The organism is Micromonospora foliorum, from assembly GCF_022229015.1.
GTDB lineage: Bacteria > Actinomycetota > Actinomycetes > Mycobacteriales > Micromonosporaceae > Micromonospora > Micromonospora foliorum.
On the sequence record NZ_JAKKFF010000402.1, the window covers coordinates 1 to 24,805 of the forward strand.

Sequence of the window (24,805 nt, forward strand, 5' to 3'; positions counted from 1 at the left end):
CCGTCGATCATGAAGTTGTTGCCGCGACACGCCGATCTGAGTGGCAACAACTTCATGATCGCGGTCTGCCGTCGGCAGATTGGCTGGGTCGTTCGGACCTTGGGGGCGCAGGATCGGCGGATGCGGATCCTCATTCTCGGTGGCACACGATTCCTTGGTCGGGAGACGGCCCGGCTCGCCGTCGAGCAGGGGCACGAGGTGACCTGTGCGGCCCGGGGGGTGTCCGGCGTCGTGCCGGCCGGGGCGCGGTTCGTGGCGGCCGACCGCGATGATCCGGAGGCGCTCGTCCCGCTCGCCGACTCCGGCTTCGACGCCGTGGTCGACGTGACCCGCCAGATCAGCCACGCCCGGCACGCGCTCGCCGCGCTCGCCGACCACGTCGGTCACTGGTCGTTCGTGTCGACGATCTCGGTGTACGCGGACCACACCACCCCGGGCCAGACCGCCGCGGACACGCCCCTGCTGGCACCGGCGCCGCCGGACGTGGACGGCCCGATCGGCCCGGACCACCGCTGGTACGGCGAGTGCAAGGTGAGCATCGAGGAGCTGGTCCGGGAGCGGATGGGAGAGGACCGCTCGTTCGTCTGCCGGGCGGGGCTGATCGTCGGCGCGGAGGACCCGAGCGACCGTTTCCCGTACTGGGTGCGGCGGCTGGCGGCCGGTGGCGAGGTGCTGGCACCCGGACGGCCGACCGACCGGGTGCAGTTCGTGGACGTGGCCGATCTGGCGCGCTGGTTGCTGCACGCCGCCGGCACCCGCCTCGGCGGCACGTACGACGGCACCGGTCCGGCGATGTCCCGGGCCGACCTGCTGGCCGGGGTGGCCGCCGGGCTGGGCGTCGCCGATCCGGTCCTCACCTGGGTCGATCAGGAGTTCCTGCTGTCCCACGACGTACGCGAGTGGTCGGGGGAGCGGGCGCTGCCGCTCTGGGTGCGACTGCCGGAGGCCGCTGGCCTGATGGACCGGGACGTTCGACCGGCCCTGGACGCCGGTCTGGCGGTCCGTCCGCTGGCCGACACCGTTCGGGCGACCGCGTCCTGGATGGCCGCACACCCGGACGCCGTCCGGCAGGGTGGACTCGACCCGGCGGATGAGGCGGCGATCCTGAGGAAGTGGCAGGCTGTGCGGGACCGGTGATCCCGGCGATCGAAGTTTCCCCCACCTCGGACAGTCATAGTTGACGCTCACGCCTGCTGAAAGTAAGTTTCATCCGTGGCGAAGAGTGCGAAGATTTCTGCGAGTCACGAGCCCGGTGGGCTGATCGTCCACATCAGCGGGCTGTTGCCGTCGCTGTCGCCCGCCGAGCAGCGGGTCGCCCGGCTGGTGGTCTCCGATCCGGCGGCCGCCGCCCGTCGGACAATCACCGACCTCGCCACCGCGGCCGAGACGTCCGAGGCGACAGTCATCCGGTTCTGCCGTTCGGTGGGCATGGACGGCTACCCCCAACTGCGCATCCGCCTCGCCGCCGAGGCCGCCCGCCGGATCGAGCCACCGGACGCGCGAGTGGTCGGCGGTGACATCCCGCCCGGTGCCGACCTCGCCCAGATCATCGCCACCATCGCGTTCAACGACGCCCGCGCCGTCGAGGAGACTGCCGAGCAACTCGACCCGGCCGTCTGCGAGCAGGTGGTCGAGGCGATCAGCGGCGCCGGCCGGATCGACATCTACGGCGCCGGCGCCAGCGGGTTCGTCGCCTCGGACTTCCAGCAGAAGCTGCACCGCATCGGCCGGATCGCCTTCTACTTCCCAGACGTGCACACCGCACTGACCTCGGCCGCCCTGCTGGGCCGGGGCGACGTGGCGATCGGCATCTCGCACACCGGCACCACCTCCGACGTGATCGAGGTGCTGGAGCAGGCCCGTACCCGCGGTGCCGCGACCGTGGCGCTGACCAACTTCCCGCGCTCGCCGATCACCGACGTGGCGGATTTCGTGCTGACCACCGCGGCCCGGGAGACCACCTACCGCTCCGGCGCGACGGCCAGCCGGTTGGCCCAGCTCACCGTGGTCGACTGCCTCTTCGTCGGCGTGGCCGCCCGCAACCGGGCCCGGGCCCGCAAGGCCCTGGAGGCGACCGCCGAGGCGGTCCAGTCGCACCGGGTGGGTGCCAACCGGAGGCGGGCATGACGGCCGGTGCGGAGATGCCCGCACCGCCCGCTCGCCCGACGGTCCGGGTGGGCGCCCCCACCGAACGGCGTAACCCGCTCAGCGTCGACCTGGACCTGATGTCGACCCGGGACGTGCTCACCGTGATCAACGAGGCGGACCGGCGGGTGCCCGCGGCGGTCGCCGCGGTGCTCGACGAGATCGCCACCACCGTCGACCTGGCGGTCGCGGCCCTTCGCGGCGGTCACCGGGTGCACTACTTCGGCGCCGGCACCTCCGGCCGGCTGGGCGTGCTCGACGCGGCCGAGTTGGCCCCCACCTTCAACTCGCCCCGCCACTGGTTCTGCGCGCACCTCGCGGGGGGCCCGGACGCCATGTGGCGGGCCGTGGAGGACGCCGAGGACGATGACCGGGGCGGGGCGGTCGAAGCGGCCAGTTGTGTACGGGCCGGGGACCTGGTGGTGGGTCTGGCGGCCAGCGGGCGCACGCCGTACGTCCTCGGGGCGCTTGCCGCAGCTCGCGCCAAGGGCGCTTCGACGGTGTTGCTGTGCGCCAATCCGGAGGCGGAGGCCGCCCGGTCGGTCGACGTGTTCATCGGGGTGGACACCGGACCCGAGGTGGTCACCGGGTCGACCCGGATGAAGGCGGGCACCGCACAGAAGTTGGTGCTCAACACGTTCTCGACCGCCGTCATGGTGCGCCTGGGGCGGGTCTACTCGAACCTCATGATCGACATGGTGGCCACCAACGCGAAACTCCGCGGTCGAATGATCTCGATTCTGGTCGAGGCCACCGGCTGCTCGGAGGAGATCTCCCGGCAGGCCCTCACCGAGGCCGACGGAGACCTGAAGACGGCGCTCGTCGCGCTCGTCTCCGGCGCCGAGATCGACGCCGCCCGGGCCGCGCTGGCCCGCTCGGCCGACCAGGTGCGCGGCGCCCTCGCCCTGCTCGCCTCCTAGCGCCACCCGTCCCGGGAAGCGAACGGGGCCTCGGATTGTTCATCTGGCCGAGGGGTAATACCACCCCCGTGGATGAACCGACCGGCCCACCGGTGCGTATCTGGCAGTGACCAGGATCGCATCGCGGTGGTGACCCGGGTCGCTGTGCCCCCGCGGCGGGCGGTGTTGCCATGGTGCGGTAACCCGTACGTGGTGCCCAGTGGCGAGCCACCCGATGGGGTGCTGACAGCAAACATGGACCGTGCTCTCAGCTACTACTCAGGCATTCGTGACACTTTCGACTCACGACGAGGAATCCCCGACACGTCTCATCTGTTGTGTAGGTGTCAGCACCGATGGGCACAGCAGAAGTTACCAGGGGCTGACAGCTGTGGGGAATGGCAAGGAACCGGGCAACCGGCGCGAGCGAGGGGACCGTGGGCAACGTGGACAAGAACATCGGCATGCGAACCGACGAGGTTGCCGAGGAGCGCGACCTGGTCGGCGTCTACCTGCACGAGATCTCCCGGACGCCACTGCTGGACGCCGCCAAGGAGGTCGACCTCTCCAAGGCGATCGAGGCCGGCCTCTACGCCGAGCACCTGCTCGGTGAGGAAGCCGTTCCCGCCGGTGTCGACCGGGCCGACCTGGAGTGGCTGGTCGTCGAGGGGGAGCGGGCGAAGGATCTCTTCATCCGCGCCAACCTCCGACTGGTCGTGTCGATCGCCCGACGCTACGTGCGCTCGGGGATGCCCATGCTGGACCTGATCCAGGAGGGCAACACCGGCCTCGTCCGGGCGGTCGAGAAGTTCGACTACGAGCGTGGCTACAAGTTCTCCACCTACGCCACCTGGTGGATTCGCCAGGCCATCAGCCGGGCGATCGCCCAGCAGGAGCGCACCGTCCGTCTGCCGGTGCACCTGGTGGAGGACGTCAACCGGATGCGCAACGTGGCGCGGCAGCTGACCCGTGAGTTGGGCAGCGACCCGGAGCCGGAGCAGATCGCCACCGCCCTCGGCGTCACCGTCGAGCGGGTGAACGAGCTGCGCCGCTGGTCGCAGGACACCGTTTCGCTGGACACCCCGGTGGGCGACGACGGCGACACGAACCTCGGTGACCTGGTCGCCGACAGTGACGCGCCGTCGCCGGAGGACATCGTCCTCAGCGGCCTGGAGCGGCAGCGCATCGAAGGGCTGCTCAACCACCTCGACGACCGGTCCGCCGGCATCATGCGGGCCCGCTACGGGCTGGAGGACGGCCGGGAGCACTCGCTCACCGAGGTCGCGTCCCGGTTCTCGCTGTCCCGCGAGCGGATCCGGCAGTTGGAGATCCAGGCCCTCGGCCGGCTCCGTGAGCTGGCCCGGGCAGAGGGGCTGCAAGCAGCCTGACCTGCTGGTAACAACGGCGAACGGCCGGCGTCCGATAGGGGGACGCCGGCCGTTCGCCGTTACCGATCGTGTTTAGCGAACCCGGCCGTAACCCTGGATGGACATCATGTTCATGCCCCGCTTGAGCACGTTGCGACCGGCGCTGGGCGCGTCGATCACCTGGCCGTCGCCCACGTAGAGGGCGACGTGCCCGAGCCCGCTGTAGAAGACCAGGTCACCGGGGCGTAGGTCGCCCCGCCCGATGTGGGAGACCGCGCTCCACTGCATCCGGGTGTTGTGCGGCAGGGACTTCCCGGCCGCCCGCCAGGCCGCCGAGGTCAGCCCGGAACAGTCGTAGCCGTTCGGTCCGTCGGCCGCCCAGACGTACGGCTTGCCGATCGCGCCGAACGCGTAGCGCACCGCCGTGCCGGCAGCACCGGACACGGCGGGCACGTTCTTGGCCTCGGTCGTCGCCGCCTTGGGCTGGGGTCGCTCGGTGGCGGCCCCGTACGCCTGCCGGCGCAGCTCGTACAGCTTGGCCAGATCCTGTTCGATCTGCTTCTTGCCCGCGGCCAGCTGGCGAGCCTGCGCGGCCTGCCTGGTCAGAGTGGTGTTCAGGCGGGCCTTCTCGTCGAGCAGCCGCTGCTGGTCGGCCGTGAAGCCGGAGATGCGCTCCTGCCGCTGGCGGGTCAACTGCTCGATAGTGCCGAGCCGGTCCAGCAGCGCGGCCGAGCCGCCGGGACGCAACAGGGCGTCCGCGGTGCGCAGGCCGCCACTCTTGTACGCGGTGGAGGCGAGCTCGGCCACGTCGGCCCGGCTCTGCTCGACCTGCTGTTCCAGCGGGCCGATGCGGGTCTGTAATCGGGCCACGGCGGCCTCGTTCGCCTTGATCTCCTCACGCAGTTTGTTGTAGGACTCGACGACCCGCTCCAACTCGGCCGAGGACGTCTCGATCCGGCGGGTCAGGTCGGCGGGCGACGGCTCGGCCTGGGCCACCGCCGTCGGGGCGATCAGCGCGGCCGACATGCCGACCAGCGCCACGGTGCGCAGCAGATTTCTCAGGGATGACAAGAGCGGAAGGCCCCTCTCCCACGGCCGTCAGGGGCTGCTGACGCCCTCGACGACACCGGCCGGGGCCATCCGGGCGGACGGCACTGGGCCGGACCGGCTCGCCCAACCTAACCCGGGACGGATGTCGCTCGCAGTTGAAGCAGAGGCGAAAGTTGGAAGAGTTGCGGGTCGTGCCCCTGCGCCGGGTGGCGTCATCGTGGCCGATGACACCTCAGAACGAGGGAACATCGTCCTTTTCGCGCAAACCTGACGGATATACGACTTTCGTCGTTCCGGGCGTATGCCGCCGGATTCCTGGTCGCCATAACCGATAAAACCCGAAATGGATGCTGTTTCTCGGCGATGTCACCCGGGCGTGGGGATCTGTCGGGAGCCGGTAAATGCCCAGGTCGACTGGCGGTGCCGCAACACAATGAGGTCCGGAGCCGGGAATCCCGTCGACAGGTGGCGATGTCACCGGTGGGCCCACCCGGCCAGCCGTCCCCTGCGGGAGGAACCGTGAATCGTGAAGGCGCACAGACGCGACCGCCGCGATCGGTGCCGGGCGCCCGGTCGACGCTGCTGTACGCGCGGCCCGGCATCATCGTGACCGTCGACCGGTTCACCGTCGGTCGGAACAGTTACCGGGTCGCCGACCTGACCCATCTGCGTACCACCCGGGGCCCGCACGACCGGGTCGCCGTCCGGGCCGTGGTCATCACCGCCAGCATGCTCGGCGGTGTGGGGGTGCTCCTCGGCTTCAGCGGCGGGCTGCAACGCCTCACCGCCGAGGCGTACCTCATCCTCGGCGCGGTGTTCCTGCTCCCGGCCGCCCTCGCACTGGTCGGCGATCGCTGGCGCCCACCGCCGCACGAGCTGTGGGGGTGGTACCAAGGATCGGAGGTGCTGCTGTTCAGCGCCGACGACGAACGGCAGTTCGGCCAGGTCACCCGGTCGCTGCTGCGGGCGCGGGAGGTCAACCGCTACGGCAGTTGGGTCGACCCGCTCGCCTCGGCGGACCCGTGGCGGCCCAACCGCTGACCGCTGACCGCTTGGGCGGTGGGCCGGCGCCGGGGCGGCGTCGGCCCACCGGCCGTTCGGCAAGCTCAGCGAGCGACCGGCTCCGGAGCCCGTGCCTCCTGCGGCGCGGCCACCCATGCGCTGACCCGGCGCTCGGCGTAGAAGGAGACGAACGGCACGGTGCCGGCCAGCATCACCAGCAGCATCCGCTTCAGCGGCCAGTCGGCGCGGCGGCTCAGGTCGAACGCGGCCACCAGATAGATCATGTAGAGGAAGCCGTGCGCCGGCCCCACCGTCTCCACCACGACCGGGTTGTCGAACGCGTACTTCAGGGGCATGCCGATCACGACCAGCAGGATCAGCACCACGCCCACGATCCAGGCGATCACGCGGTACCGGGTAAGGGCAGCGCCCACCTTCGTCCGTCCTTCCGAGCCCGGCTCAGCCGGGATAGTCACCGGGCCGGGCGCCCGGATTGGCGTTCAACCATGACAGGTAGTGGTTGTAGGCGGCCAGGTCGGTGTCCTCGACGACATCGCCGGTGGCCGGCACCCGAGCCACCCGCACCGGTCGGCGTACCACCGATCGGGACCCGGTGGTGACCACCGGTGCCGGCTCGACGGCCGGATCCGCCGGCGGCGCGTCGGCCTCCGCCTCCCTGCGGCGGGCCAGCTTCACCTCACGCCACCACACGTAGACCACGAAGCCGGCGAAGATCGGCCACTCGACCGCGTACCCCCAGCTCAGGCTGTTGCCGGCGGTGGCCCGGCTGATCTGCCACCAGCCCAGCCCGAGGAAGCCCACGACCAGCACGACCATGGCCACGTGGCGCGCGATCCACGCCGGGGTCCAGAGCCGCCTCATGGCATCGAGGGTACCGGGGCCGCCGCCGGTCTCCGACACCGTGTCGTAGTTGTCGCCTCGCCGGCATGGTTTGGCATCACCACGCCTGGGCAATCGTCTAGACGCCAGCCCAAACGAGATCAAGGGGGGCGATCATGACCGGATCGGTACGTGGGGACGCGTTCGCGTCCGACGGCAGCGCGGAGATGAGCCCGGAGCAGCGGGTGCCCGAGTGGGGCGGCGACCAGGTCGCCGACCCGGCCGGCGCTTCCGGTCTCGACGGCGATCTGCTCGGCATAGACCCGACGGAGCTGACCGACGAGGACCTGATCCGCGAGATGCACAGCCTGCACCGCACCCGCCTGGACACCCTGCGGCACGCGGCGGACTCCGCGCTCGCCAACCACCTGCGGCGTACGGCCGAGCTGGAGACCGAGTACCTGGCCCGCCACCCGGGTCGCGAGGTCGATCCCAGCCGCCTGCGGGACGCCTGATGCCGGCGCGCGCCGTGCGCGGCATGTCAGCGCCACCCGAGGTGGTCTTCAACACCGCCACCGACCCCGACCGGGCCTCGGCCTGGCTGCCCGAGCCGCTGCGGGGCGACGGCAGCCCCGCCGCCGAGATCAGTGGTGAGGAACTGCGAGCCCGGTGGGGCGACGCCGACGACTGGTCCGCCGAGATCCGGGTCGAGCCGGCGGATTCCGGCGGCGCCCGGATCCAGCTCGACCTGGCCGACGGGTCGGACGGGCCCGGCCCGGACCAGCTGGCCGACGAGGCGCTCGCCAATCTGGTACGCGAGGTCGCCGACAACCTCCAGGCCGGCTGAACCGGCCGCGCGGGACGGTTCCCGCACCACCACGACATGTGAGGAGATCGGGTGAGCGACACTGGCCTGCGGCAGAAGGCGGCCCGGCTGCGCCGGGCGTACGCGCCGCACGAGCACCGGCCGCTCGGCGGCTACCTGGTGGCGATGGGCGCCTACGCCGGGGTGACCGGGGCCATCGCCGGTCTGGTCAAGGCGACCGGTCGGCCGGTGCCGGAGCGTCCCGCCCCGTCCGACGTGGTGCTGCTCTCCATCGCCACGCACAAGCTGAGCCGGTTGCTGTCCAAGGACGCGGTGACCAGCCCGCTACGGGCGCCGTTCACCCGCTACGACCGGCCGATCGGCAGCGGCGAGGTGATGGAGCAGGTCCGCGACTCGGGCAGCCCGACCCGGCACGCCATCGGCGAGTTGCTGAGCTGCCCGTTCTGCCTGGCCGTCTGGGTGGCCACCGGGCTGACCGGTGGCCTGGTGCTCGCGCCCCGACTCACCCGCCTGGTGGCCACCGCGCTGACGGCAGTCGCTGCGTCCGACTTCCTCCAGATGGCCTACGCGACGGCGCAGCAGGCCGCCGAGGGTGGGCACGACGACGACTGACGAGCAGGACACGAAAGGGGGGCCGGCAGCCGCCGGCCCCCCTTTCGCGTACGCCTCAACGCTGCATGCCGGACCAACCGTGCGGCGACTCCGGCTCCCGCTCGTCCTCGTCCGCCCCGGTGATGATGTCCCGATCCACCGCCGTACGGTCGTGCTCGTTGGCGAAGTCCGGCTCGGGCGTGGTGTCCCTGCCCTTCGGGGGCTGACCCAGCGCCGGCACCTTCTCGTCGTGGTCCTCGTGGTGCGTCATGTCGGTGTCCCTCCTGCGGTCATTCACGCGATCGTGCCGCCCAGGTCGCTCACCCGATGGAACCGCCCAGCAGGTCGCTGGCCTCGTCCACCGAGTACTCACCCTCGGGAAGCGCGTCGATGCGGGCGAGCAGGTCCGGCGGGAGCTCGGCGGCCACCGCCCGGCGATAGATCTCCGCCTGGGTGACCCGCTCCTGCGCCCGGTAGATGTCGTCGAGCAGGTCGTCGAGGGCCTGGGTGTCCGGCTCGCCGGCCACGGATGCGTCGTCGGTCACGTCGATCAGCTACCCGGGGCGGAATCGGTCAAACGTCACCCCAGTCGGGCCACCTGCCCACGGTGCCACCTGCTCACCAGGGCAGTTCCCCTGCCTCGTCCTGGAAGGTTCCCGTCGGTCCGCCCGGCTCCAGGGTCGCCAGGCGTACGACCTGCCGGGCGCTCTCCGCTACTGGTCGCCCGATGCCGAAGGCGGCGGTCATGTCGGTGGCGGTGGGGCCCGGTTCGAGGGCGTTGAACTTGATGCCCGGCTGGGACTTGGCGTACTGCACGGTCAGCATGGTGGCCGCGGACTTGGACGCCGAATACAGCGCGAGCGGCAGACCGAACTCCGGCCGCTCGGGATTGGTCACCGCCCAGAACGATCCGGCGCTGCTCGAAATGGTGACGACGTTGGGATTGGCTGACCTGCGAAGCAGGGGCAGCGCCGCCTCCGTGACGCGCACGATTCCCACCGCGTTCGTGTCGAAGGAGCGCAGAGCTGCCGGGCCGTCGAGTGCGGTCTCCAGAATGCCCGCGTTGTGCACCAGGACGTCGAGCCGGCCCTCGGCCGCGTCGATCGTCGCCAGTGCGCTGCGCACGGAGGCATCGTCGGTCACGTCGAGCTGGACGAACCGCGATCCGAGGGCCGCTGCGGCTTTCTCACCCCGCTCGACATCACGCGCGCCGATGTAGACCTCGTGCCCCAACTCCAGAAGCTGCCTGGCGGTCTCGAAACCAATGCCCTTGTTGGCCCCGGTGATCAGTGTGACGGTCATGTCCCGAACGCTAGCCACGGCCTGTCGACGTACCCGGAGCCCTCTTGAGACCGGGGTCTGACAGGACCCCCTCTGATCGCTCCGAAGGGCGATGGCCGCCGTGTCAGCTCCTGGCGAGCTGACCCGCCCGTGGCTCGCGGATGGCGGGTAGGCCCGCGGAGGCAAGGAGAGTCAGCTTCTCCGCGTCACTGGACCCGGCGTCGGCGTGGTAGACGACGAGCATCAGGCCCTCCGCTCCGGCGATGCTCAGCCGTTCCCGGTTGAGGGTCAGCTCGCCGACCTGCGGGTGATTCAGGCGGATGGGCGTCCCGCGCTGTCCGCGTACCTCGTGGCGTGCCCAGAGCTGGCGGAATCGGGCACTCGCCAACGAGAGTTCTCCGGTGAGTTCGATGAACCGGGGGTCGTCGATGTCGGTGCCCACGGCCTGTCGCAGGTTCGCGACGAAGCACTCCGTCATGTTTTCCCATTCCGGATGCAGTGCCTGCTCGGCCGGGTTCAGGAACAGGTCCCTGAGCTGATTGCCCCCCTTGGCGAGGGCCGGTGAGAGAGCTTGGGCGAGGCTGTTCGAGGCCAGGATGTCGAAGTACCGGCCCTCGATGAAAGCGGGCTGAACGAGGGAGTCCAGGAGCTTGAGCGCACCGGCCGGAACGGTTTCCCTGCGCGGTCGGCGTCTGCGCTTTCGAGTGGAGTCCGCGACCAGCGTCAGCAGGTAGGCCAGGTGTTCCTCGTCGAGCTGCAGTACGCGTGCGATGGACTCGAGCACCTGCACGGAGGGGTTGCGGTCACGACCCCGTTCCAAGCGCAGGTAGTAGTCCGCGCTCAGGCCGGCAAGCATGGCGACCTCCTCACGCCGCAGGCCCGGCACGCGTCGCACACCCCCGTGCGGGATGCCGGCCTGCTGCGGTGTCACCAGCGCCCGGCGAGCACTCAGAAAAGCGCCAAGGTCGTTCGACATCTCACTCACAAATCGATCGTATGGCCGGGCCGGACGGTCAGCGGGGGTCCTGTCGCACCCCCGGCTCCCGCTGGTGGCCCGCCTACCGACAGCGCCGCCCCCGACCTCGTGAGTCGGGGGCGGCGCTGGTGTCGGTGTGCAGGTCGCCTCTCGGCGAGTGGCACTACGCGGCTCCAGCCGGACGGTATTCCGCGAAGGCTATTTAGGTGAGGCCCGGGGACACTGGACACACCGACACCCTGGTCAACGAGCCGACCCCCGCTCGTGTTCCGTGCGCCGCGGTGTCGACGGTCACACCGTCGTCGGCAGGGTGGCCCGACGGGCCCGCACGGCCGAGGCGAGGTGGTCGAGCACCTCGGCGGTGTCGTCCCAGCCGAGGCAGGCGTCGGTGACCGACCGGCCGTACTCCAGCTCCCGGGTCGGGTCGAGCTCCTGCCGGCCGGGCAGCAGGAACGACTCCAGCATCACGCCGGTGATGCCACGCTGGCCGGCGGCGAGTTGGGCGGCCACGTCCGCGGCGACCAGCGGCTGGTTGCGGTGGTCCTTGCCGCTGTTGGCGTGACTGGCGTCGATCACCAGCCGCTCCGGCAGGTCGGCCGCGCGGAGCAGGTCGAGCGCACCGGCGACCGACTGGGCGTCGTAGTTGGGCCGACCGCCCCCGCCGCGCAGCACCAGGTGCCCGTCGGTGTTGCCCCGGGTGTGCATGATCGCCGGGGTGCCGGAGAAGTCGATGCCGGGGAAGACGTGCGGCACCCCGGCGGCGCGGATGGCGTCCACGGCCGTGCCGATGCTGCCGTCCGGGCGGTTCTTCATGCCGATCGGCATGGAGAGGCCGGAGGCGAGCTGGCGGTGCACCTGGCTCTCCACGGTGCGGGCACCGATCGCGCCCCAGCCCACGGTGTCCGCGATGTACTGCGGGGTGATCGGGTCGAGGAACTCGCAACCCACCGGCAGGCCGAGGCGGAGCACGTCGAGCAGCAGCGCCCGAGCCAGCCGCAGACCGGTGTTGACGTCCCCGCTGCCGTCCAGGCCCGGGTCGTTGATCAGGCCCTTCCAGCCGACCGTGGAACGTGGCTTCTCGAAGTAGACCCGCATCACGATCAGCAGGTCGTCGGCGAGGCGGTCGGCCGCCGTCCGCAGACGCTGCGCGTAGTCGAGGGCAGCGGCCGGATCATGCACCGAGCAGGGGCCGACCACCACCAGCAGGCGGTCGTCCTCGCGGTCCAGTACGCGACCGACCGCGCGGCGGCCGGTCAGCACGGCCGCCGCGAGTGGGGCGTCCAGGGGCAACTCGTGGTGCAGCAGGGCGGGCGTGGTCAGCGGTACGACACGGTCGATTCGCTGATCGCTGACCCGATCGGTCTCCGGGGTCGTCACGGTGGCATCCTTTCGCCGACCGTGCCCGGGGCCGGTGCCCGGGACGAGCCGGCTGCTCGTACGCAAAAGGGCAGGAACGACAGCTCCTGCCCAGCCGGCTCGGTCCGTGGTGACGTCAGTTCACGATGAAGTCACCGGCGTGCGAGCCGGCTGCCTAAACCATCGATAGGAACGCGTCACCGGGCCAGCGTACCCGACCGGACACGGTCACCCGACCTGTCGTCCCAAGATGCGGGGCGAAGATCGCGTGCCACGGGTGACGTCGGGGTAACAGGGGGGCCATGACACACGAGCAGAGCGATCAGGAGCGGGTGGAGTCCCGCGCGCACCACCTCCTGCCCGAGGAGAAGGCGGTGGGCAGCGACGACCCGGAGGCGCAGGCCGAAGCCATCCTCGCCGACTCGGACATTCGCGAGGCGGACCAGAACGCCGCCCCGGACACGGTGCTGGAAGGTCGCACCTCGGATCAGACCGTGGCCGCGGTCGAACCGCCGGACTGAGCGGTCGCCCCGCGCGCCCGGCGCGACCCCCGGTAGGTCTGGTCCCGTAGCCAGGCCAGCGGACCTGCCACCCGCAGTTCGGGTGGCAGGTTGCGCACCGGGTCGAACGCGAGCGCCGCGTCCTCCTCCGCGCTGAGCTGGGCACCGAAGCTGACCTGCCCGACCAGCCGCCACGGCCCCACCGCCGATGCGACCGCGAGCACCAGGCGGGGGGTGTCCGTCCGGGTCGCGGCGGCCGCCGCGGCCAGGCTGCGACCGAGGTCGGCCGAGTCGGGGTCGGCCAACGCGGCCAGCCAGAGGCGGCGCCGACCCGCGCGGTAGTAGGTGATGGTGCTGTACGTGCCGGTGAAGCGGCGTCGAGGCAGCGGCAGGTTCCGCAGCACCGGGGCCGCGCCGCTGGAGCTGACCAACAGGTCGAACGGCCGACCGCCGTCGCGGTGCAGGCGCAGGGCGAGGCCCAGCACGTCGGGCCAACTGCCGGGCGTGGGCGTTCCCTTGGAGAGCCGGACGGTGGTCCGGTACCGGCCGGGGTGGTCCAGCAGAGCGACCCCGGTGGGCGGTCCGGGCGTACCCCAGATCACCGTCTCGCCGACGAACGAGCGACCGGCCGGATGCAGTAACCGGCCGCGGCGCAGCCGGCCGAGTGCGGTGCTGGCGCGCTCGACGGCGGTGGCGGCCCGGCCGGCGGACCGGGACGGAGGCGGGGTGACGGTCATTCCTTCCCGGTACCCAGCGCGGCGGCCACGATGCGGCCCAGGTCGGCTCGCCGACCGACCGCACGTCACCTTTCCGCCCCCGAGATCGGATAGCGTCGGGGGCATGCCCGACAGCGGTTACCCCTGGCCCATTCAGACGTCCCGACTGGACAACGGCCTGCGCGTGGTGGTGAGCGAGGATCGCACCGCGCCCGCCGTAGCCGTCAACCTCTGGTACGACGTCGGCTCCCGGCACGAGCCGGCCGGGCAGACCGGTTTCGCCCACCTCTTCGAGCACCTGATGTTCGAGGGCTCGGTGAACGTGGCCAAGACTGAGCACATGAAGCTGATCCAGGGCTCCGGCGGCTCGCTCAACGCCACCACCAACCCGGACCGGACCAACTACTTCGAGACGGTCCCGGCCGAGCACCTGGAGCTGGCGCTCTGGTTGGAGGCCGACCGGATGGGCGGCCTGGTCCCCGCCCTCACCCAGGAGACGCTGGACAACCAGCGGGACGTGGTCAAGAACGAGCGCCGGCAGCGCTACGAGAACGTGCCGTACGGCGATGCCTGGCTGCGGTTGCTGCCGCTGCTCTACCCGCCGGGGCACCCCTACCACCACGCGACGATCGGCTCGATGGCCGACCTGAACGCCGCCGACCTCGCCACCTTCCAGGCGTTCCACCAGACCTACTACGCGCCGAACAACGCGGTGCTCACCGTGGTCGGCGACGCCACCGCCTCCGACGTGTTCGCGCTCGCCGACAAGTACTTCGGCGCGCTGCCCGCCCGCGACGACATCCCGCCGGCACCGGGCGGCCGCAACGTCCCCGCCACCGGGCAGACGGCCGTCGAGTCGGTGAGCGCCGACGTGCCGGCGCCGCGGGTCTACATCGCCCACCGCAGCTACCCGTTCGGCAGCCCCGGGTACAACGTGATCACCGTGCTCGCCACAGTCCTCGGCAGCGGCCGGGGCAGCCGGCTCTACCAGCGCCTCGCCGACGGCGAGAGGATCGCGCAGCCGGACCTCGTCGGGGCGTACGGGGTGGACCTCGCCCACGCCCCGGCACCGCTGATCGCCACCGCCACCGCCCGGCCCGGAGTGAGCGCCGAGCGGCTGGCCGAAGGGCTGGCCGACGTCGTCGACGAGCTGGCCACCGTGCCGGTCACCGCCGCCGAGCTGGATCGGGCCAAGGCGTTGCTCAGCACCGGGTGGTGGCGTCAGCTGTCCACTGTCGACGGCCGCGCGGACCTGCTCGGCCGGTACGCCACGCAGTTCGGCGACCCGGCCCGCATCGCCGACCAGTTGCCGGCCCTGCTAGCGGTCACCGCCGAGCAGATCGCCGAGGCCGCCGCCGACGTGCTCGCCACCGACCGGGTGACCCTGACCTACCTGCCCGAGGAGACCTCATGACGCTGATCGCCGACCGTCCCGGCCCCGGCGCGGCCCGCCCGTACCGGTTCCCGCCGGTGGTCCGCCGCGCCGTGGCCGGTGGTCAGGTCGTCGCCGCGCACCTGCCCGGGCAGAACCTCGCCGTGGCGCTGCTGCTGCTCGACGTGGGCGCGGGCCAGGAGCCGGTCGGCAAGGAGGGCCTCTCCGGTGTGCTGGCCAAGGCGTTGGAGGAGGGGACCGCGCAGCGGGACGCCGCCGCGTACGCGCTCGCCGTCGAAGGGCTCGGCACCGCGTTGTCGACCGGTCTGGACTGGGACTCGTTCCAGGCCAGCGTGGTGATCCCGGTGGACCGGCTGAGCGCCGCCGTGGAGCTGCTCGCCGAGGCGGTCCGGACGCCCAGGCTCGACCCCGCCGACGTACGCCGGGTCCGCGACGACGAGGCGACCGCGCTCCGGATGGACTGGGCCAACCCCGGCCCGCGTGCCGACGCCGCGCTGCGTGCGGAGCTGTTCGGCGCGCAGAACCGCTGGGGGCGGCCCATGCACGGCGACCCGGAGTCGGTCGCCGGGTTGGACGTGGAGGACGTGACGGTCTTCCACTCCGAGTGGTTCCTGCGCCCCGGCACCCTGATCGTCGCCGGTGACCTGGACCGGATCGACCTGGACGCGCTGGCCGCCGCGGCGTTCGCCGGCACCGGTGGTGGCCCCGCCGAACGGGGCGGCCCCATCGAGGTGCCGCTGCACAGCGGTCGGCGGATCATCCTGGTGGACCGGCCCGGCTCGGTGCAGTCCACGCTGCGGCTGGGCCACCCGTCACCACACCGGGCGCACCCGGACCACGTGCCGATGACGCTCGCCGGCACGGTGCTCGGCGGGGCGTTCACGTCCCGACTCAACCACCTGCTGCGCGAGGTGCACGGCTACACCTACGGCATCCGGGGTGACTTCGCCGCGTCGCGGCGGTTCGGTCGGTTCGCGGTCAGCTCCGGCGTGCAGACGGCGGTCACCGCGCCAGCCCTGGTCGAGGCGGTGGGCGAGATCACCCGTACCCAGGCCAACGGGGTTACCGAGGACGAGCTGGAGGTCGCCCGCTCCTGGCGGGCCGGGCAGCTCTCGGTCGAGTTGCAGAGCCCTCGGGCGATCGCCTCCGCGCTGACCACCCTTGTGGTGCACGACCTGCCGGACGACTACCACGCGCGGCTGCGCGAGTCGCTGCTCTCCGCCGACGTGGAGCAGGTCTCCGCAGCGGCAGCCACCCACCTGCACCCAGAGGCCCTCACCCTGGTCATCGAGGGCGACGCCGCAGCAATCCGCGCAGACCTGGAGTCCACCGCCCTGGGAACCCTCCTCCCCTAACCCCGCCCACCTCACTCCGACCCCGGCCTCGCGCCACCTGTCGCGCCGTTGATCATGAAGTTGTTGTCACTCGCCACGGCGTGTCACGGCAATAACTTCATGATCGACGGAAGCGGGGTGGGGGTGAGGGTGGGGTGGGGTGGGGTGGGGTGGGGTGGGGGAGAGGGGTGGGGGTGGGGTGGGTGTGAGGTGGGACCCGGGGGGTGGGAAAGGGGTCCCGGTTTCGGGGGTGGGGTCGGTAGCCTCGCGGGCATGAGGATCGGCATTGTGGGGGCCACCGGCCAGGTCGGTGGCGTGATGCGGCAGGTGCTGGCGGAGCGGGAGTTCCCAGCGGAGCAGGTGCGGTTGTTCGCCTCGGCGCGGTCCGCCGGGCGTACGCTGCCGTGGCGCGACGGCGAGGTGACCGTCGAGGACGCCGCGACCGCGGACTATTCCGAGCTGGACATCGTGCTCTTCTCGGCCGGTAAGGGCACCGCCCGGGAGTTGGCGCCCCGGGTCGCCGAGGCCGGCGCCGTGGTGATCGACAACTCGTCGGCGTTCCGGATGGACCCGCAGGTGCCGCTGGTGGTCGCCGAGGTCAACCCGCACGCCGCCCTGGACCGGCCCAAGGGCATCATCGCCAACCCCAACTGCACCACGATGGCCGCGATGCCGGTGCTGCGTCCGCTGCACGCCGAGGCTGGCCTGGTCGGCCTGGTCGTCTCCACGTACCAGGCGGTCTCCGGCGCCGGGCTGGCCGGCGTCTCCGAGCTGGACGAGCAGGTCCGCAAGGTGGCCGAGCACGCGGCCGGGCTGGCCTTCGACGGTTCGGCCGTGGAGTTCCCCGCGCCGCGCTCGTTCGCCCAGCCGATCGCCTTCAACGTCCTCCCACTGGCCGGTTCGATCGTCGATGACGGCTCGTTCGAGACCGACGAGGAGCAGAAGCTCCGCAACGAGAGCCGCAAGATCCTGGAGATCCCCGACCTGAAGGTCTCCGGCACCTGCGTCCGGGTGCCGGTCTTCACCGGGCACTCGCTCCAGATCAACGCCCGGTTCGCCCGGCCGCTCACCCCGCAACGCGCCCACGACCTGCTGGCCGACGCGCCCGGGGTGGCACTGACCGACGTCCCGACGCCGTTGCAGGCCGCCGGTCAGGACCCGACCTACGTGGGCCGGATCCGCGCCGACGAGACCGCGGAGTACGGGCTGGCCCTGTTCTGCTCCAACGACAACCTGCGCAAGGGCGCCGCGCTGAACGCGGTGCAACTCGCCGAGCTGGTCGCCGCCGAGCGCCGCTGACCGGCGCCGTCGCCAGAACACCGAGCACTCGCCGAGCCCCCGCCGTCCGTCGGCGAGGGCTCGGTGCCGTTCCGGGTGGTCGCCCTGCCGTTAGGGGTGGTCGCCCGCGGCGGCCGGCCGGTCGTGCTTGGATGGGTCGGAGACGATCGTCCAACCTGGAGGACACCATGCCGGATGACCGCACCCAGCAGGCGTTGACCGATCTGGTGGCCGGCCGCTCGATGGGCGTGCTCGCCACCATCAAGCGGGACGGGCGTCCGCAGCTGTCCACGGTGCTCTACTCCTTCGACCGGGACGCCGGCCGGATCCGGGTCTCGGTCACCGACGCCCGCGCCAAGACCGCCAACCTGCGCCGCGACCCGCGGGCCAGCTTCCACGTCAGCAGTGAGGACGGCTGGGCGTACGCGGTGGTCGAGGGTCGCGCCGAACTGACCCCGCCGGCCACCGAACTCGGCGACGAGACCGTCGAGGAGTTGGTGGCGCTCTACCGGGAGCTCGGCGGCGAACACCCCGACTGGGACGAGTACCGCCAGGCCATGGTCGACGAGGGGCGGATCGTGCTGCGCCTGCACGTGGAACGGATCTACGGGATGCCGCCCCGGGGCTGACCCGCCCACAGTCGATCAGCCCGGCTCGATCACGGTCACCCCGGGCCACCGCCGCGCCGGCCGGTGCCGGGCCAACCGCTGCCGGGACCGGGCCACGTCCACCCGGGCCGGGTTGTGCCGCCACACCCCGCCCAGCAGATCCGCCAGGCCGTACGGGGCGCAGACCTCCAGCCGGCCGGCCGAAGCCAGGCGGACGGCCACCGCTGTCGCGTACTCCGGCCAGGTGGCGATCGCCTCGGCGACGCTGCGGTACGGCTCGATCGGGTCGCCGCCGAACGTGGCCGCGTACCAGGTGTGCACCGCCGCCTGGTTGCGCGCCTGCCACGGCGGCTGCGGCCACATCCCCGCCAGCCGGGCGGTGGCCCGGTCGTCGTCGGCGCGGGTCAGCCTCGCCGGGTCGAAGAAGACCACGTCCACATCGCGGACCCGCGTTGGGTCAAAACCGTCGCCGTACCGCTCGCCCCAGACGAGGTCGCGCAGGGCCCCCGCGCCGATCCAGGCGTCCGGCAGCCCGGAGTCGCGAACGACGGTCAGCGCCCGGGTCAGCCAACCGCTGCCGGCGACCAGTTCCCGCAGCTCCTCCTCGCCCGTCATCATCCGCCCACGGTAGGCAGCGGGCCGACGCGTGCCGCCCGTGGGCGGGTGTGCCGCTCCGTCGACGGGTATACCGCCCTGCTTCACCGTTGTGGGACATCGGGGAGGGGGTGGGGATGGGCGCCGGCACGCGCAGCGACGAGACCCTTCCCGGCGGCCCGCCCCTGCGGCGGGAAACCTCCCGACTGCTGTCGTTCAGCGACGGGGTCTTCGCCATCATCATCACGCTGCTGGTGCTCGACCTCCAGCCTCCCCGGGTCGGCCGCGGTCAGCTCCTGCACGCACTGGTCGAGCAGTGGCCCGCGTACCTCGCCTATGTCACGTCGTACGTGTACGTGGCGGTGAGCTGGCTGAACCACCGAGCCGCCTTCAACCGGGTGGAGAACAGCGGGAAGGCCCTCCAGTGGTACAACCTCGCGGTGCTGTTCAGCACCGCGCTGCTGCCGTTCGCCACCTCGGTCGTCTCGCAGGCCATGCGGGAGGGCGACCGGGCGGACCAGCGGACCGGCGTGGCCGTCTACGGTCTGGTCGGCGTGCTGGTCTCGGTGAGCTGGCTGGGGCTGTACCACTACCTCGCCCGGCATCACGATCTGCTGGACGAGGCGGTGCCGCGTCGGTTCTTCCCGGCCGAACGGGCACGGGCCGCGATCGGCCTCGGCGGGTACGCGCTGGCGATCCTCGTCGGATTCCTGGCCACCCCGCTGTTCGCGCTGGTGATCTTTCTGCTGCTGCCGGCGTTCTACAGCCTGACCAGCAGCGGTCTGTACGAGCTACGACGCCTGCGGCACCCGCGCGGATAGGCCGGGGCCGTGGGCGTTACCCCCTCCCGGGCGGCGGGTAGACGGGGCGTGCCGACACCGAGAGGGGAGCACCATGACAACGGTCGGAGAGTTCATGACGACCCGGTTGGTGACGATGGACGGCAATGACACGCTCATCGCAGCCGCGCAGGAGATGCGTGACAGCGCGATTGGCGATGTGGTGGTGACCGACGGCGACAGTGTCGTCGGCATCGTCACGGACCGGGACATCACGGTCCGAGGCGTCGCGGAGAACATGGACCCGGGCTCGACCCGGTTGAACCAGGTCACCACTCGCGACGTGATCACGGTGAGTCAGTACGACGATGTCGTGGCCGCCGCGGACCTGATGCGGACGTACGCCGTACGCCGACTTCCGGTGATCGACGACGGGCGCCTGGTCGGCCTGATTTCGATGGGTGACCTCGCGGTCGAGCGCGAACCGCAGTCGGTCCTGGCCGACATCAGCGCCGACGACCCGAACAACTGACCGTCCGCCGCGGCGCGCGCCGGCCTTCCCCCTGCGGGAGGGCCGGCGCTGTGGCGTCCCCACCCACCCACCCACCCACCCACCCAGGGTTGATCAAGAGGTTCGCGTCACGACACGCCGAAGGCGATGACGCAAAGCTCTTGATCACCGGAAGCACGGCGGGGCGGGGCGGGGCACGGCGGGGTGGGGTGGGGCACGGCGGGGTGGGGTGGGGTGGGGTGGGGTGGGCGGGGCGGGGTTGGTGGCGGCTCACCCGATTTGGGCGAGGTTGGCCGGGGGAGCGGCGGGGACCCGTGCGGGGACGTGCAACGCCGGCCGTCCGCGCGACGCGAGCGCGGTGGGTGGGGATCCCCGGCCCGGCAACTGGGAGGAGTGGACCCGATGGTGGACGCGACCACGAGGTTCTTCGAGGACCTGGACCGACGGGGGTACGAACCCCTGCTGGCCAAGACCTCCGGGACGCTGCGGATCGACCTGCACGAGGGGGCGCAGACCCGGCACTGGCTGCTGAGGATCGATCACGGCCGGCTGAACGTCAGTCAGGAGGACCGGGAGGCCGACACGGTGATCGGCGCGAGCCCCGTCCTCTTCGACGACATCGCCTCGGGGCGCGAGCACGGCCTGGCCGCGCTGTTGCGGGGGGACATGACGGTGACGGGCGACGCTCGTCTCGTCGTACAGGTGGAGCGGATCTTCCCGGGTTCCCCGGACGCCCGTGGGCCGCGCCGGCGTTTCGCCGGGGAGGTGCACTGATGGGGCAGAGCAACACGATCCGGATCCTGGACGGCAACACGTTCGTCGTCTGCGAGGACACCGGTGACATCGAGGCGACGCCGAGTGAGCCCACCGGGCTCTTCTCCATCGACACCCGGTTCCTGTCGACCTGGGTGTTGACCGTCAACGGCGAGCGACTCAACTCGCTCTCCTACGACGACCTGCAGTACTTCGAGTCGCGGTTCTTCCTGGTCCCGGGGATGGCCACGCACTACGTGGACGCGAAGCTGTCGATCATCCGGGAGCGCACGGTGGGCGGCAGCTTCTGTGAGCGGCTGACCATCCTCAACCACGACGAGAAGCCGGTCGACCTGGAAGTCCGGATGGACGCGGCGTCGGACTTCGCCGACCTGTTCCAGGTCAAGGACGAGATCCTCAACAAGAAGGGCGAGATCTACACCGAGGTGGAGTCGGACCGGCTGCGGTTGGGGTACCGGCGGGGGAACTTCCGGCGGGAGACGGTGATCTCGTCGTCGATGTCGGCCCGGTACGACAGCAAGGGCTTCGCGTACACCGTGCACCTGGAGCCCAACGAGCAGTGGGACGCCTCGATCGACGTCCAGACCCACGCGGTTGGGCCCGGCGGCCGGGACCTGCGCATCGGGCTGCGCACACACAGCACCGAGCGGCTCGCCCTCCAGCACGACCTGGAGAGGTGGATCGCCGACGCACCCAAGGTCAACAGTCAGCACGGCCGGGTGGCCAGCACGTACCGGCGCAGCCTGATCGACCTGGCGGCGCTGCGCTTCTCGCCGCTGTCGCTGGGCGGCGCCACCCTGCCGGCCGCCGGTCTGCCCTGGTTCATGACCATGTTCGGCCGGGACAGCATCCTCACCTGCCTGCAGACGCTGCCGTTCACCCCGCAGTTGTCGAAGACGACGCTGCGCATCCTGGCGTCCCTGCAGGGCAGCCGGTTCGACGACTTCCGCGACGAGGACCCGGGCCGCATCCTGCACGAGATGCGCTACGGCGAGACCGCGGCCTTCGAGGAGCAGCCACACTCGCCGTACTACGGCTCGGTGGACGCGACGCCGCTGTTCATCGTGCTGCTCGACGAGTACGAGCGGTGGAGCGGGGATGTCGCGCTGGTCAAGGAGTTGGAGCAGGAGTCCCGGGCGGCTCTGAGGTGGATCGACAACTACGCCGACCTGGTCGGCAACGGCTACATCTGGTACGAGCGACGCAACACCGACACCGGCCTGGAGAACCAGTGCTGGAAGGACTCCTGGGACTCGATCTCCTACTCCGACGGCACGCTGCCACCGTTCCCACGGGCCACCTGCGAGGTGCAGGGGTACGCGTACGACGCGAAGGTCCGCGCGGCGCGGTTGGCGCGCGAGTTCTGGGGTGACCCGGAGTTCGCTGACCAGTTGGAGCGGGAGGCGGCAGAGCTGAAGGAACGGTTCAACCGGGACTGGTGGGTGGAGGACGGCGAGTACTTCGCCCTCGCCCTGGACCCGGACGGCCGCCAGTGCGACATCCTCAGCTCCAACATCGGCCACCTGCTGTGGAGCGGGATCGTCGACCCCGAGCGGGCCGAGAAGCTCGCCGCGCACCTGGTCGGGCCGCGGCTCTTCTCCGGCTGGGGGGTTCGCACGCTCGCCGAGGGGGAGACGCGGTACAACCCCATCGGCTACCACAACGGCACTATCTGGCCGTTCGACAACTCGTTCATCGCCTGGGGTCTGCGCCGCTACGGCTTCGCCGAGGAGGCCGCGACCATCGCCAACGGCATCCTGGACGCGGCCACGTACTTCGACGGCCGGTTGCCGGAGGCGTTCGGCGGCTACCCGCGGGAGCTGACCAAGTTCCCGGTGGAGTACCCGACAGCGTGCAGCCCGCAGGCCTGGTCGACAGGTACGCCGCTGTTGCTGCTGCGCACCATGCTCGGTCTGGAGCCGCACGAGGGTCACCTGTCGGTCGAGCCACGGCTGCCGGTGGGCATGGGTCGGATCGAGGTGCTGGACATCCCCGGTCGCTGGGGCCGGGTGGACGCGTTCGCCCGGGGTCGACTGGAGCTGGACAAACTCGCCGACTGACCGACCCGACCGTCGAACCGGCGGTGCCGCGCCGCCCGCGTCGCCGCCGGTTTGCCACCCAGCCGATCCCCAGCCCGGCAGGGTAGATTCTGCGGATGCCGGAGCTCGTGTACCCGCCCGTTATCGCCGCCGCCAAGACGCTGTTCCGGGTCCTCGACCTGAAGATCACCATCGAGGGCGCCCACCACGTACCCCGCACAGGCGGGGCGGTGCTGGCCAGCAACCACGTCAGCTACCTCGACTTCATCTTCGCCGGCCTGGGCGCGAACGCGTCGGGCCGGCTGGTTCGGTTCATGGCCAAGGATTCGGTCTTCACACACAAGATCTCCGGCCCGCTGATGCGCGGGATGCGGCACATTCCGGTGGACCGGCAGGCCGGTGCGGCCTCGTTCCGCGCCGCCGTGGGCGCGCTCAAGCAGGGCGAGGTCGTCGGCGTCTTCCCCGAGGCGACGATCAGCCGGTCGTTCACCGTCAAGGAACTCAAGAGCGGCACGGTCCGGATGGCCCGTTCGGCGAAGGTGCCGGTGCTGCCGGTCGCGTTGTGGGGCACCCAGCGGCTCTGGACCAAGGGCCGCCCGCGCACCCTGACCCGCCGGCACACGCCGATCACCATCCTGATCGGCGAGCCGATCAACCCGGCGGACTTCCCCGACCCGAACGTGCTGGCCGCCGAGCTGACCACCCGGCTCAGCGCCCTCGTTGACCGGGCGCAGCGGGACTATCCGGACACTCCGGCCGGCCCGGACGACACCTGGTGGCAGCCCGCGCACCTGGGCGGCAGCGCGCCCACGCCGGAGGAGGCGGCCGCTCTGGACGCCGCAGCCGAGCAGCGCGCCCCCAGCGCCTGACGCCCAGGGCGTGTGTCGAAGTCCTCGGCGGGCCGTGGTCTGGGCCGGCCGCAGGCCGGCCAGGGGCTTCGGCGCACGCCTGGTTGGCCGGATCGTTCCGCACCCGGGCAGAATGGTGTCTGCCGGCGCGCCCGCCGTCCGGCCAGGATCGACGTCATGAGCAGAGCAGCACTCGTCGTGATCGACGTGCAGGAGTCCTTCCGTCAGCGCCCGATCTGGGCGTACGGCTCCAACCCCGAACTGGTCCGCCAGGTCGACCGGCTGGTGACGGCCGCCCGGCAGCGCGGCGACCTGGTGGTCTGGGTCCTGCACGCGGAGCCCGGCACGGGCGGGTTGTTCGACCCCGCCCTCGGGTACGTGCGGCTGATCGACGGGCTGGTGCCCGCCGAGGGCGAGCCGACGCTGGTGAAGACCGCGCACAACGCGTTCACCACCACGAACCTCCAGCAGTTGCTCACCCATGCGGGCAGCACCGACATCACCGTCTGCGGCATCCGCACCGAGCAGTGCGTGGAGACCACCACCCGGGTCGGCGCGGACCTCGGCTACCGGATGACCTTCGTCAGCGACGCCACGCTGACCTTCCCCATCCCACATCGGGACCTGCCGGAGACCGCCACGGTCGCGGAGATCCTCGCCGACCCGCGCACCCTGACGAACGAGGAGATCGTGACCCGCACCGAGTACGCGCTGGCTGGCCGCTTCGCGACCATCAGCACTGTGGACGAGGTCGTCGGCGCGACCCTCGCCGGCAGCCGGGGCTGACGTCGTGACCCGGGTCGTCTTCCTGCTGGTCCCACAGCTGCACCTGCTGGACCTCGCCGGGCCGGCCCAGGTCTTCTCCAGCGCCGCCGACCTCGGGTACGACTATCAGCTGCACTACGTCGCGGAGCGCGAGCAGGTGCCCACCGTGCAGGGCGTACCACTGGTCGCGGACACCCGGTGGCCCGAGCTGGCCCCGGACGACCTGGTGATCGTGCCCGGTTGGCGGCCGGCGGCGCACGGGCCGCAGGGGCCGGTGTCGCCCTGCGACCTGCGGCGGCTCGCCGAGCACCACGCGCGCGGCGGCACGGTGGC

29 protein-coding genes and 1 pseudogene are annotated in these 24,805 nt (G+C 71.4%); 20 read left to right on the forward strand and 10 right to left on the reverse strand.

The window, feature by feature from the left end:
* From PSH25_RS25635 to PSH25_RS25650, 4 genes are all read left to right on the forward strand, one after another.
* Positions 1-1,137, forward strand: a 1,137-nt coding sequence (locus PSH25_RS25635) for an NAD-dependent epimerase/dehydratase family protein (RefSeq protein WP_238661493.1), incomplete at its 5' end; no start/stop codon positions are given.
* Between the two features lie 75 nt (positions 1,138-1,212).
* Complete coding sequence (locus PSH25_RS25640; protein WP_091405675.1) at positions 1,213-2,127, forward strand: MurR/RpiR family transcriptional regulator; 915 nt, start codon at positions 1,213-1,215, stop codon at positions 2,125-2,127.
* Positions 2,124-3,065 carry an N-acetylmuramic acid 6-phosphate etherase gene (gene murQ / locus PSH25_RS25645; protein WP_238661494.1) on the forward strand — a complete coding sequence of 314 codons (942 nt, stop codon included), beginning with the start codon at positions 2,124-2,126 and terminating at the stop codon, positions 3,063-3,065. Before PSH25_RS25640 ends, murQ begins: the two co-directional genes overlap by 4 nt.
* Positions 3,066-3,442: 377 nt before the next feature.
* Positions 3,443-4,432, forward strand: a complete 990-nt coding sequence (locus PSH25_RS25650) for a sigma-70 family RNA polymerase sigma factor (protein WP_196919428.1) — start codon at positions 3,443-3,445, stop codon at positions 4,430-4,432.
* A gap of 72 nt (positions 4,433-4,504) precedes the next feature.
* On the opposite strand, the gene PSH25_RS25655 is transcribed toward PSH25_RS25650, so the two are convergent.
* Positions 4,505-5,482: a C40 family peptidase gene (locus PSH25_RS25655; RefSeq protein WP_238661495.1), complete on the reverse strand. Its 978-nt coding sequence runs from the start codon at positions 5,480-5,482 to the stop codon at positions 4,505-4,507.
* 498 nt (positions 5,483-5,980) lie between these two features.
* Between PSH25_RS25655 and PSH25_RS25660 the strand changes: the two genes are divergently transcribed.
* Positions 5,981-6,502, forward strand: coding sequence for a DUF6232 family protein (locus tag PSH25_RS25660; RefSeq protein WP_238661496.1), 522 nt, complete (start codon positions 5,981-5,983; stop codon positions 6,500-6,502).
* 65 nt (positions 6,503-6,567) lie between these two features.
* Here the strand turns inward: PSH25_RS25660 and PSH25_RS25665 are convergent, their stop codons facing one another.
* The gene (locus PSH25_RS25665) at positions 6,568-6,897 is read right to left on the reverse strand and encodes a DUF3817 domain-containing protein (protein ID WP_238661497.1); all 330 of its coding nucleotides are present in this window, start codon (positions 6,895-6,897) and stop codon (positions 6,568-6,570) included.
* A gap of 25 nt (positions 6,898-6,922) precedes the next feature.
* A complete protein-coding gene (locus tag PSH25_RS25670) occupies positions 6,923-7,345 on the reverse strand; it encodes a hypothetical protein (RefSeq protein ID WP_238661498.1) in 423 nt (140 codons plus the stop codon).
* A gap of 131 nt (positions 7,346-7,476) precedes the next feature.
* Here PSH25_RS25670 and PSH25_RS25675 point away from each other — a divergent pair, with 131 nt between their 5' ends.
* The 3 genes from PSH25_RS25675 to PSH25_RS25685 are packed head-to-tail and all read left to right on the forward strand — an operon-like array spanning position 7,477 to position 8,741.
* Positions 7,477-7,818, forward strand: coding sequence for a DUF6158 family protein (locus tag PSH25_RS25675; RefSeq protein ID WP_372492850.1), 342 nt, complete (start codon positions 7,477-7,479; stop codon positions 7,816-7,818).
* Complete coding sequence (locus PSH25_RS25680) at positions 7,818-8,150, forward strand: SRPBCC family protein (RefSeq protein ID WP_238661500.1); 333 nt, start codon at positions 7,818-7,820, stop codon at positions 8,148-8,150. The genes PSH25_RS25675 and PSH25_RS25680 overlap by 1 nt, the downstream gene beginning before the upstream one ends.
* A gap of 51 nt (positions 8,151-8,201) precedes the next feature.
* The gene (locus tag PSH25_RS25685; RefSeq protein ID WP_238661501.1) at positions 8,202-8,741 is read left to right on the forward strand and encodes a DUF1360 domain-containing protein; all 540 of its coding nucleotides are present in this window, start codon (positions 8,202-8,204) and stop codon (positions 8,739-8,741) included.
* A gap of 55 nt (positions 8,742-8,796) precedes the next feature.
* On the opposite strand, the gene PSH25_RS25690 is transcribed toward PSH25_RS25685, so the two are convergent.
* The 5 genes from PSH25_RS25690 to PSH25_RS25710 all read right to left on the reverse strand — a co-directional run bounded on the left by PSH25_RS25690 (position 8,797) and on the right by PSH25_RS25710 (position 12,354).
* Positions 8,797-8,991, reverse strand: coding sequence for a hypothetical protein (locus PSH25_RS25690; RefSeq protein ID WP_091405645.1), 195 nt, complete (start codon positions 8,989-8,991; stop codon positions 8,797-8,799).
* A gap of 49 nt (positions 8,992-9,040) precedes the next feature.
* Complete coding sequence (locus PSH25_RS25695) at positions 9,041-9,274, reverse strand: hypothetical protein (RefSeq protein ID WP_274527954.1); 234 nt, start codon at positions 9,272-9,274, stop codon at positions 9,041-9,043.
* A gap of 64 nt (positions 9,275-9,338) precedes the next feature.
* Positions 9,339-10,022: an SDR family NAD(P)-dependent oxidoreductase gene (locus PSH25_RS25700; RefSeq protein WP_238661503.1), complete on the reverse strand. Its 684-nt coding sequence runs from the start codon at positions 10,020-10,022 to the stop codon at positions 9,339-9,341.
* A gap of 103 nt (positions 10,023-10,125) precedes the next feature.
* Positions 10,126-10,977 (reverse strand): helix-turn-helix domain-containing protein, encoded by an 852-nt coding sequence (locus PSH25_RS25705; protein WP_238661518.1) that lies wholly within the window; start codon positions 10,975-10,977, stop codon positions 10,126-10,128.
* 291 nt (positions 10,978-11,268) lie between these two features.
* Entirely contained in the window at positions 11,269-12,354 is a 1,086-nt protein-coding gene (locus PSH25_RS25710; protein WP_238661504.1) for a 3-deoxy-7-phosphoheptulonate synthase, read from the reverse strand.
* A 281-nt stretch (positions 12,355-12,635) separates the two neighbouring features.
* On the opposite strand from PSH25_RS25710, the gene PSH25_RS25715 reads away from it, so the two are divergent.
* The gene (locus PSH25_RS25715) at positions 12,636-12,854 is read left to right on the forward strand and encodes a hypothetical protein (protein WP_238661505.1); all 219 of its coding nucleotides are present in this window, start codon (positions 12,636-12,638) and stop codon (positions 12,852-12,854) included.
* Here the strand turns inward: PSH25_RS25715 and PSH25_RS25720 are convergent.
* Entirely contained in the window at positions 12,821-13,570 is a 750-nt protein-coding gene (locus tag PSH25_RS25720; protein ID WP_238661506.1) for a phosphodiesterase, read from the reverse strand. The two genes, PSH25_RS25715 and PSH25_RS25720, sit on opposite strands and share 34 nt — an antisense overlap.
* Before the next feature lie 103 nt (positions 13,571-13,673).
* On the opposite strand from PSH25_RS25720, the gene PSH25_RS25725 reads away from it, so the two are divergent.
* The 4 genes from PSH25_RS25725 (at position 13,674) to PSH25_RS25740 (ending at position 18,183) form a co-directional block, all read left to right on the forward strand.
* Positions 13,674-14,963: a M16 family metallopeptidase gene (locus PSH25_RS25725; RefSeq protein WP_238661507.1), complete on the forward strand. Its 1,290-nt coding sequence runs from the start codon at positions 13,674-13,676 to the stop codon at positions 14,961-14,963.
* A complete protein-coding gene (locus tag PSH25_RS25730) occupies positions 14,960-16,297 on the forward strand; it encodes a M16 family metallopeptidase (protein ID WP_238661508.1) in 1,338 nt (445 codons plus the stop codon). The genes PSH25_RS25725 and PSH25_RS25730 overlap by 4 nt, the downstream gene beginning before the upstream one ends.
* Before the next feature lie 252 nt (positions 16,298-16,549).
* A complete protein-coding gene (locus tag PSH25_RS25735; protein ID WP_238661509.1) occupies positions 16,550-17,575 on the forward strand; it encodes an aspartate-semialdehyde dehydrogenase in 1,026 nt (341 codons plus the stop codon).
* A 167-nt stretch (positions 17,576-17,742) separates the two neighbouring features.
* Positions 17,743-18,183, forward strand: a complete 441-nt coding sequence (locus tag PSH25_RS25740; protein WP_238661510.1) for a PPOX class F420-dependent oxidoreductase — start codon at positions 17,743-17,745, stop codon at positions 18,181-18,183.
* Between the two features lie 15 nt (positions 18,184-18,198).
* Here the strand turns inward: PSH25_RS25740 and PSH25_RS25745 are convergent, their stop codons facing one another.
* Positions 18,199-18,780 carry a nucleotidyltransferase family protein gene (locus PSH25_RS25745; RefSeq protein WP_238661511.1) on the reverse strand — a complete coding sequence of 194 codons (582 nt, stop codon included), beginning with the start codon at positions 18,778-18,780 and terminating at the stop codon, positions 18,199-18,201.
* A 113-nt stretch (positions 18,781-18,893) separates the two neighbouring features.
* Between PSH25_RS25745 and PSH25_RS25750 the strand changes: the two genes are divergently transcribed.
* The 7 genes and pseudogenes from PSH25_RS25750 to PSH25_RS25780 all read left to right on the forward strand — a co-directional run.
* Complete coding sequence (locus tag PSH25_RS25750) at positions 18,894-19,577, forward strand: TMEM175 family protein (RefSeq protein ID WP_238661512.1); 684 nt, start codon at positions 18,894-18,896, stop codon at positions 19,575-19,577.
* Positions 19,578-19,650: 73 nt separating this feature from the next.
* Positions 19,651-20,067, forward strand: coding sequence for a CBS domain-containing protein (locus tag PSH25_RS25755; RefSeq protein WP_238661513.1), 417 nt, complete (start codon positions 19,651-19,653; stop codon positions 20,065-20,067).
* Positions 20,068-20,448: 381 nt separating this feature from the next.
* Complete coding sequence (locus PSH25_RS25760) at positions 20,449-20,820, forward strand: SCP2 sterol-binding domain-containing protein (protein WP_238661514.1); 372 nt, start codon at positions 20,449-20,451, stop codon at positions 20,818-20,820.
* Positions 20,820-22,880 (forward strand): amylo-alpha-1,6-glucosidase, encoded by a 2,061-nt coding sequence (locus PSH25_RS25765; RefSeq protein WP_238661515.1) that lies wholly within the window; start codon positions 20,820-20,822, stop codon positions 22,878-22,880. Before PSH25_RS25760 ends, PSH25_RS25765 begins: the two co-directional genes overlap by 1 nt.
* Before the next feature lie 95 nt (positions 22,881-22,975).
* The gene (locus PSH25_RS25770) at positions 22,976-23,728 is read left to right on the forward strand and encodes a lysophospholipid acyltransferase family protein (RefSeq protein WP_238661516.1); all 753 of its coding nucleotides are present in this window, start codon (positions 22,976-22,978) and stop codon (positions 23,726-23,728) included.
* A 156-nt stretch (positions 23,729-23,884) separates the two neighbouring features.
* Entirely contained in the window at positions 23,885-24,493 is a 609-nt protein-coding gene (locus tag PSH25_RS25775) for an isochorismatase family protein (protein WP_238661517.1), read from the forward strand.
* A gap of 4 nt (positions 24,494-24,497) precedes the next feature.
* Positions 24,498-24,805: pseudogene (locus tag PSH25_RS25780) on the forward strand (AraC family transcriptional regulator); the annotation flags it as partial.

What these genes read in the sequence shown, in the direction of transcription:
- PSH25_RS25705 (WP_238661518.1), bottom strand. Translation starts at nt 10,977, where the DNA reads ATGTCGAACGACCTTGGCGCTTTTCTGAGTGCTCGCCGGGCGCTGGTG.
- PSH25_RS25670 (WP_238661498.1), bottom strand. Translation starts at nt 7,345, where the DNA reads ATGAGGCGGCTCTGGACCCCGGCGTGGATCGCGCGCCACGTGGCCATG.
- PSH25_RS25720 (WP_238661506.1), bottom strand. Translation starts at nt 13,570, where the DNA reads ATGACCGTCACCCCGCCTCCGTCCCGGTCCGCCGGCCGGGCCGCCACC.
- PSH25_RS25735 (WP_238661509.1), top strand. Translation starts at nt 16,550, where the DNA reads ATGAGGATCGGCATTGTGGGGGCCACCGGCCAGGTCGGTGGCGTGATG.
- murQ (WP_238661494.1), top strand. Translation starts at nt 2,124, where the DNA reads ATGACGGCCGGTGCGGAGATGCCCGCACCGCCCGCTCGCCCGACGGTC.
- PSH25_RS25745 (WP_238661511.1), bottom strand. Translation starts at nt 18,780, where the DNA reads ATGATGACGGGCGAGGAGGAGCTGCGGGAACTGGTCGCCGGCAGCGGT.
- PSH25_RS25770 (WP_238661516.1), top strand. Translation starts at nt 22,976, where the DNA reads ATGCCGGAGCTCGTGTACCCGCCCGTTATCGCCGCCGCCAAGACGCTG.
- PSH25_RS25730 (WP_238661508.1), top strand. Translation starts at nt 14,960, where the DNA reads ATGACGCTGATCGCCGACCGTCCCGGCCCCGGCGCGGCCCGCCCGTAC.
- PSH25_RS25725 (WP_238661507.1), top strand. Translation starts at nt 13,674, where the DNA reads ATGCCCGACAGCGGTTACCCCTGGCCCATTCAGACGTCCCGACTGGAC.
- PSH25_RS25700 (WP_238661503.1), bottom strand. Translation starts at nt 10,022, where the DNA reads ATGACCGTCACACTGATCACCGGGGCCAACAAGGGCATTGGTTTCGAG.
- PSH25_RS25775 (WP_238661517.1), top strand. Translation starts at nt 23,885, where the DNA reads ATGAGCAGAGCAGCACTCGTCGTGATCGACGTGCAGGAGTCCTTCCGT.
- PSH25_RS25755 (WP_238661513.1), top strand. Translation starts at nt 19,651, where the DNA reads ATGACAACGGTCGGAGAGTTCATGACGACCCGGTTGGTGACGATGGAC.
- PSH25_RS25650 (WP_196919428.1), top strand. Translation starts at nt 3,443, where the DNA reads ATGGCAAGGAACCGGGCAACCGGCGCGAGCGAGGGGACCGTGGGCAAC.
- PSH25_RS25760 (WP_238661514.1), top strand. Translation starts at nt 20,449, where the DNA reads ATGGTGGACGCGACCACGAGGTTCTTCGAGGACCTGGACCGACGGGGG.
- PSH25_RS25680 (WP_238661500.1), top strand. Translation starts at nt 7,818, where the DNA reads ATGCCGGCGCGCGCCGTGCGCGGCATGTCAGCGCCACCCGAGGTGGTC.
- PSH25_RS25765 (WP_238661515.1), top strand. Translation starts at nt 20,820, where the DNA reads ATGGGGCAGAGCAACACGATCCGGATCCTGGACGGCAACACGTTCGTC.
- PSH25_RS25740 (WP_238661510.1), top strand. Translation starts at nt 17,743, where the DNA reads ATGCCGGATGACCGCACCCAGCAGGCGTTGACCGATCTGGTGGCCGGC.
- PSH25_RS25750 (WP_238661512.1), top strand. Translation starts at nt 18,894, where the DNA reads ATGGGCGCCGGCACGCGCAGCGACGAGACCCTTCCCGGCGGCCCGCCC.
- PSH25_RS25715 (WP_238661505.1), top strand. Translation starts at nt 12,636, where the DNA reads ATGACACACGAGCAGAGCGATCAGGAGCGGGTGGAGTCCCGCGCGCAC.
- PSH25_RS25690 (WP_091405645.1), bottom strand. Translation starts at nt 8,991, where the DNA reads ATGACGCACCACGAGGACCACGACGAGAAGGTGCCGGCGCTGGGTCAG.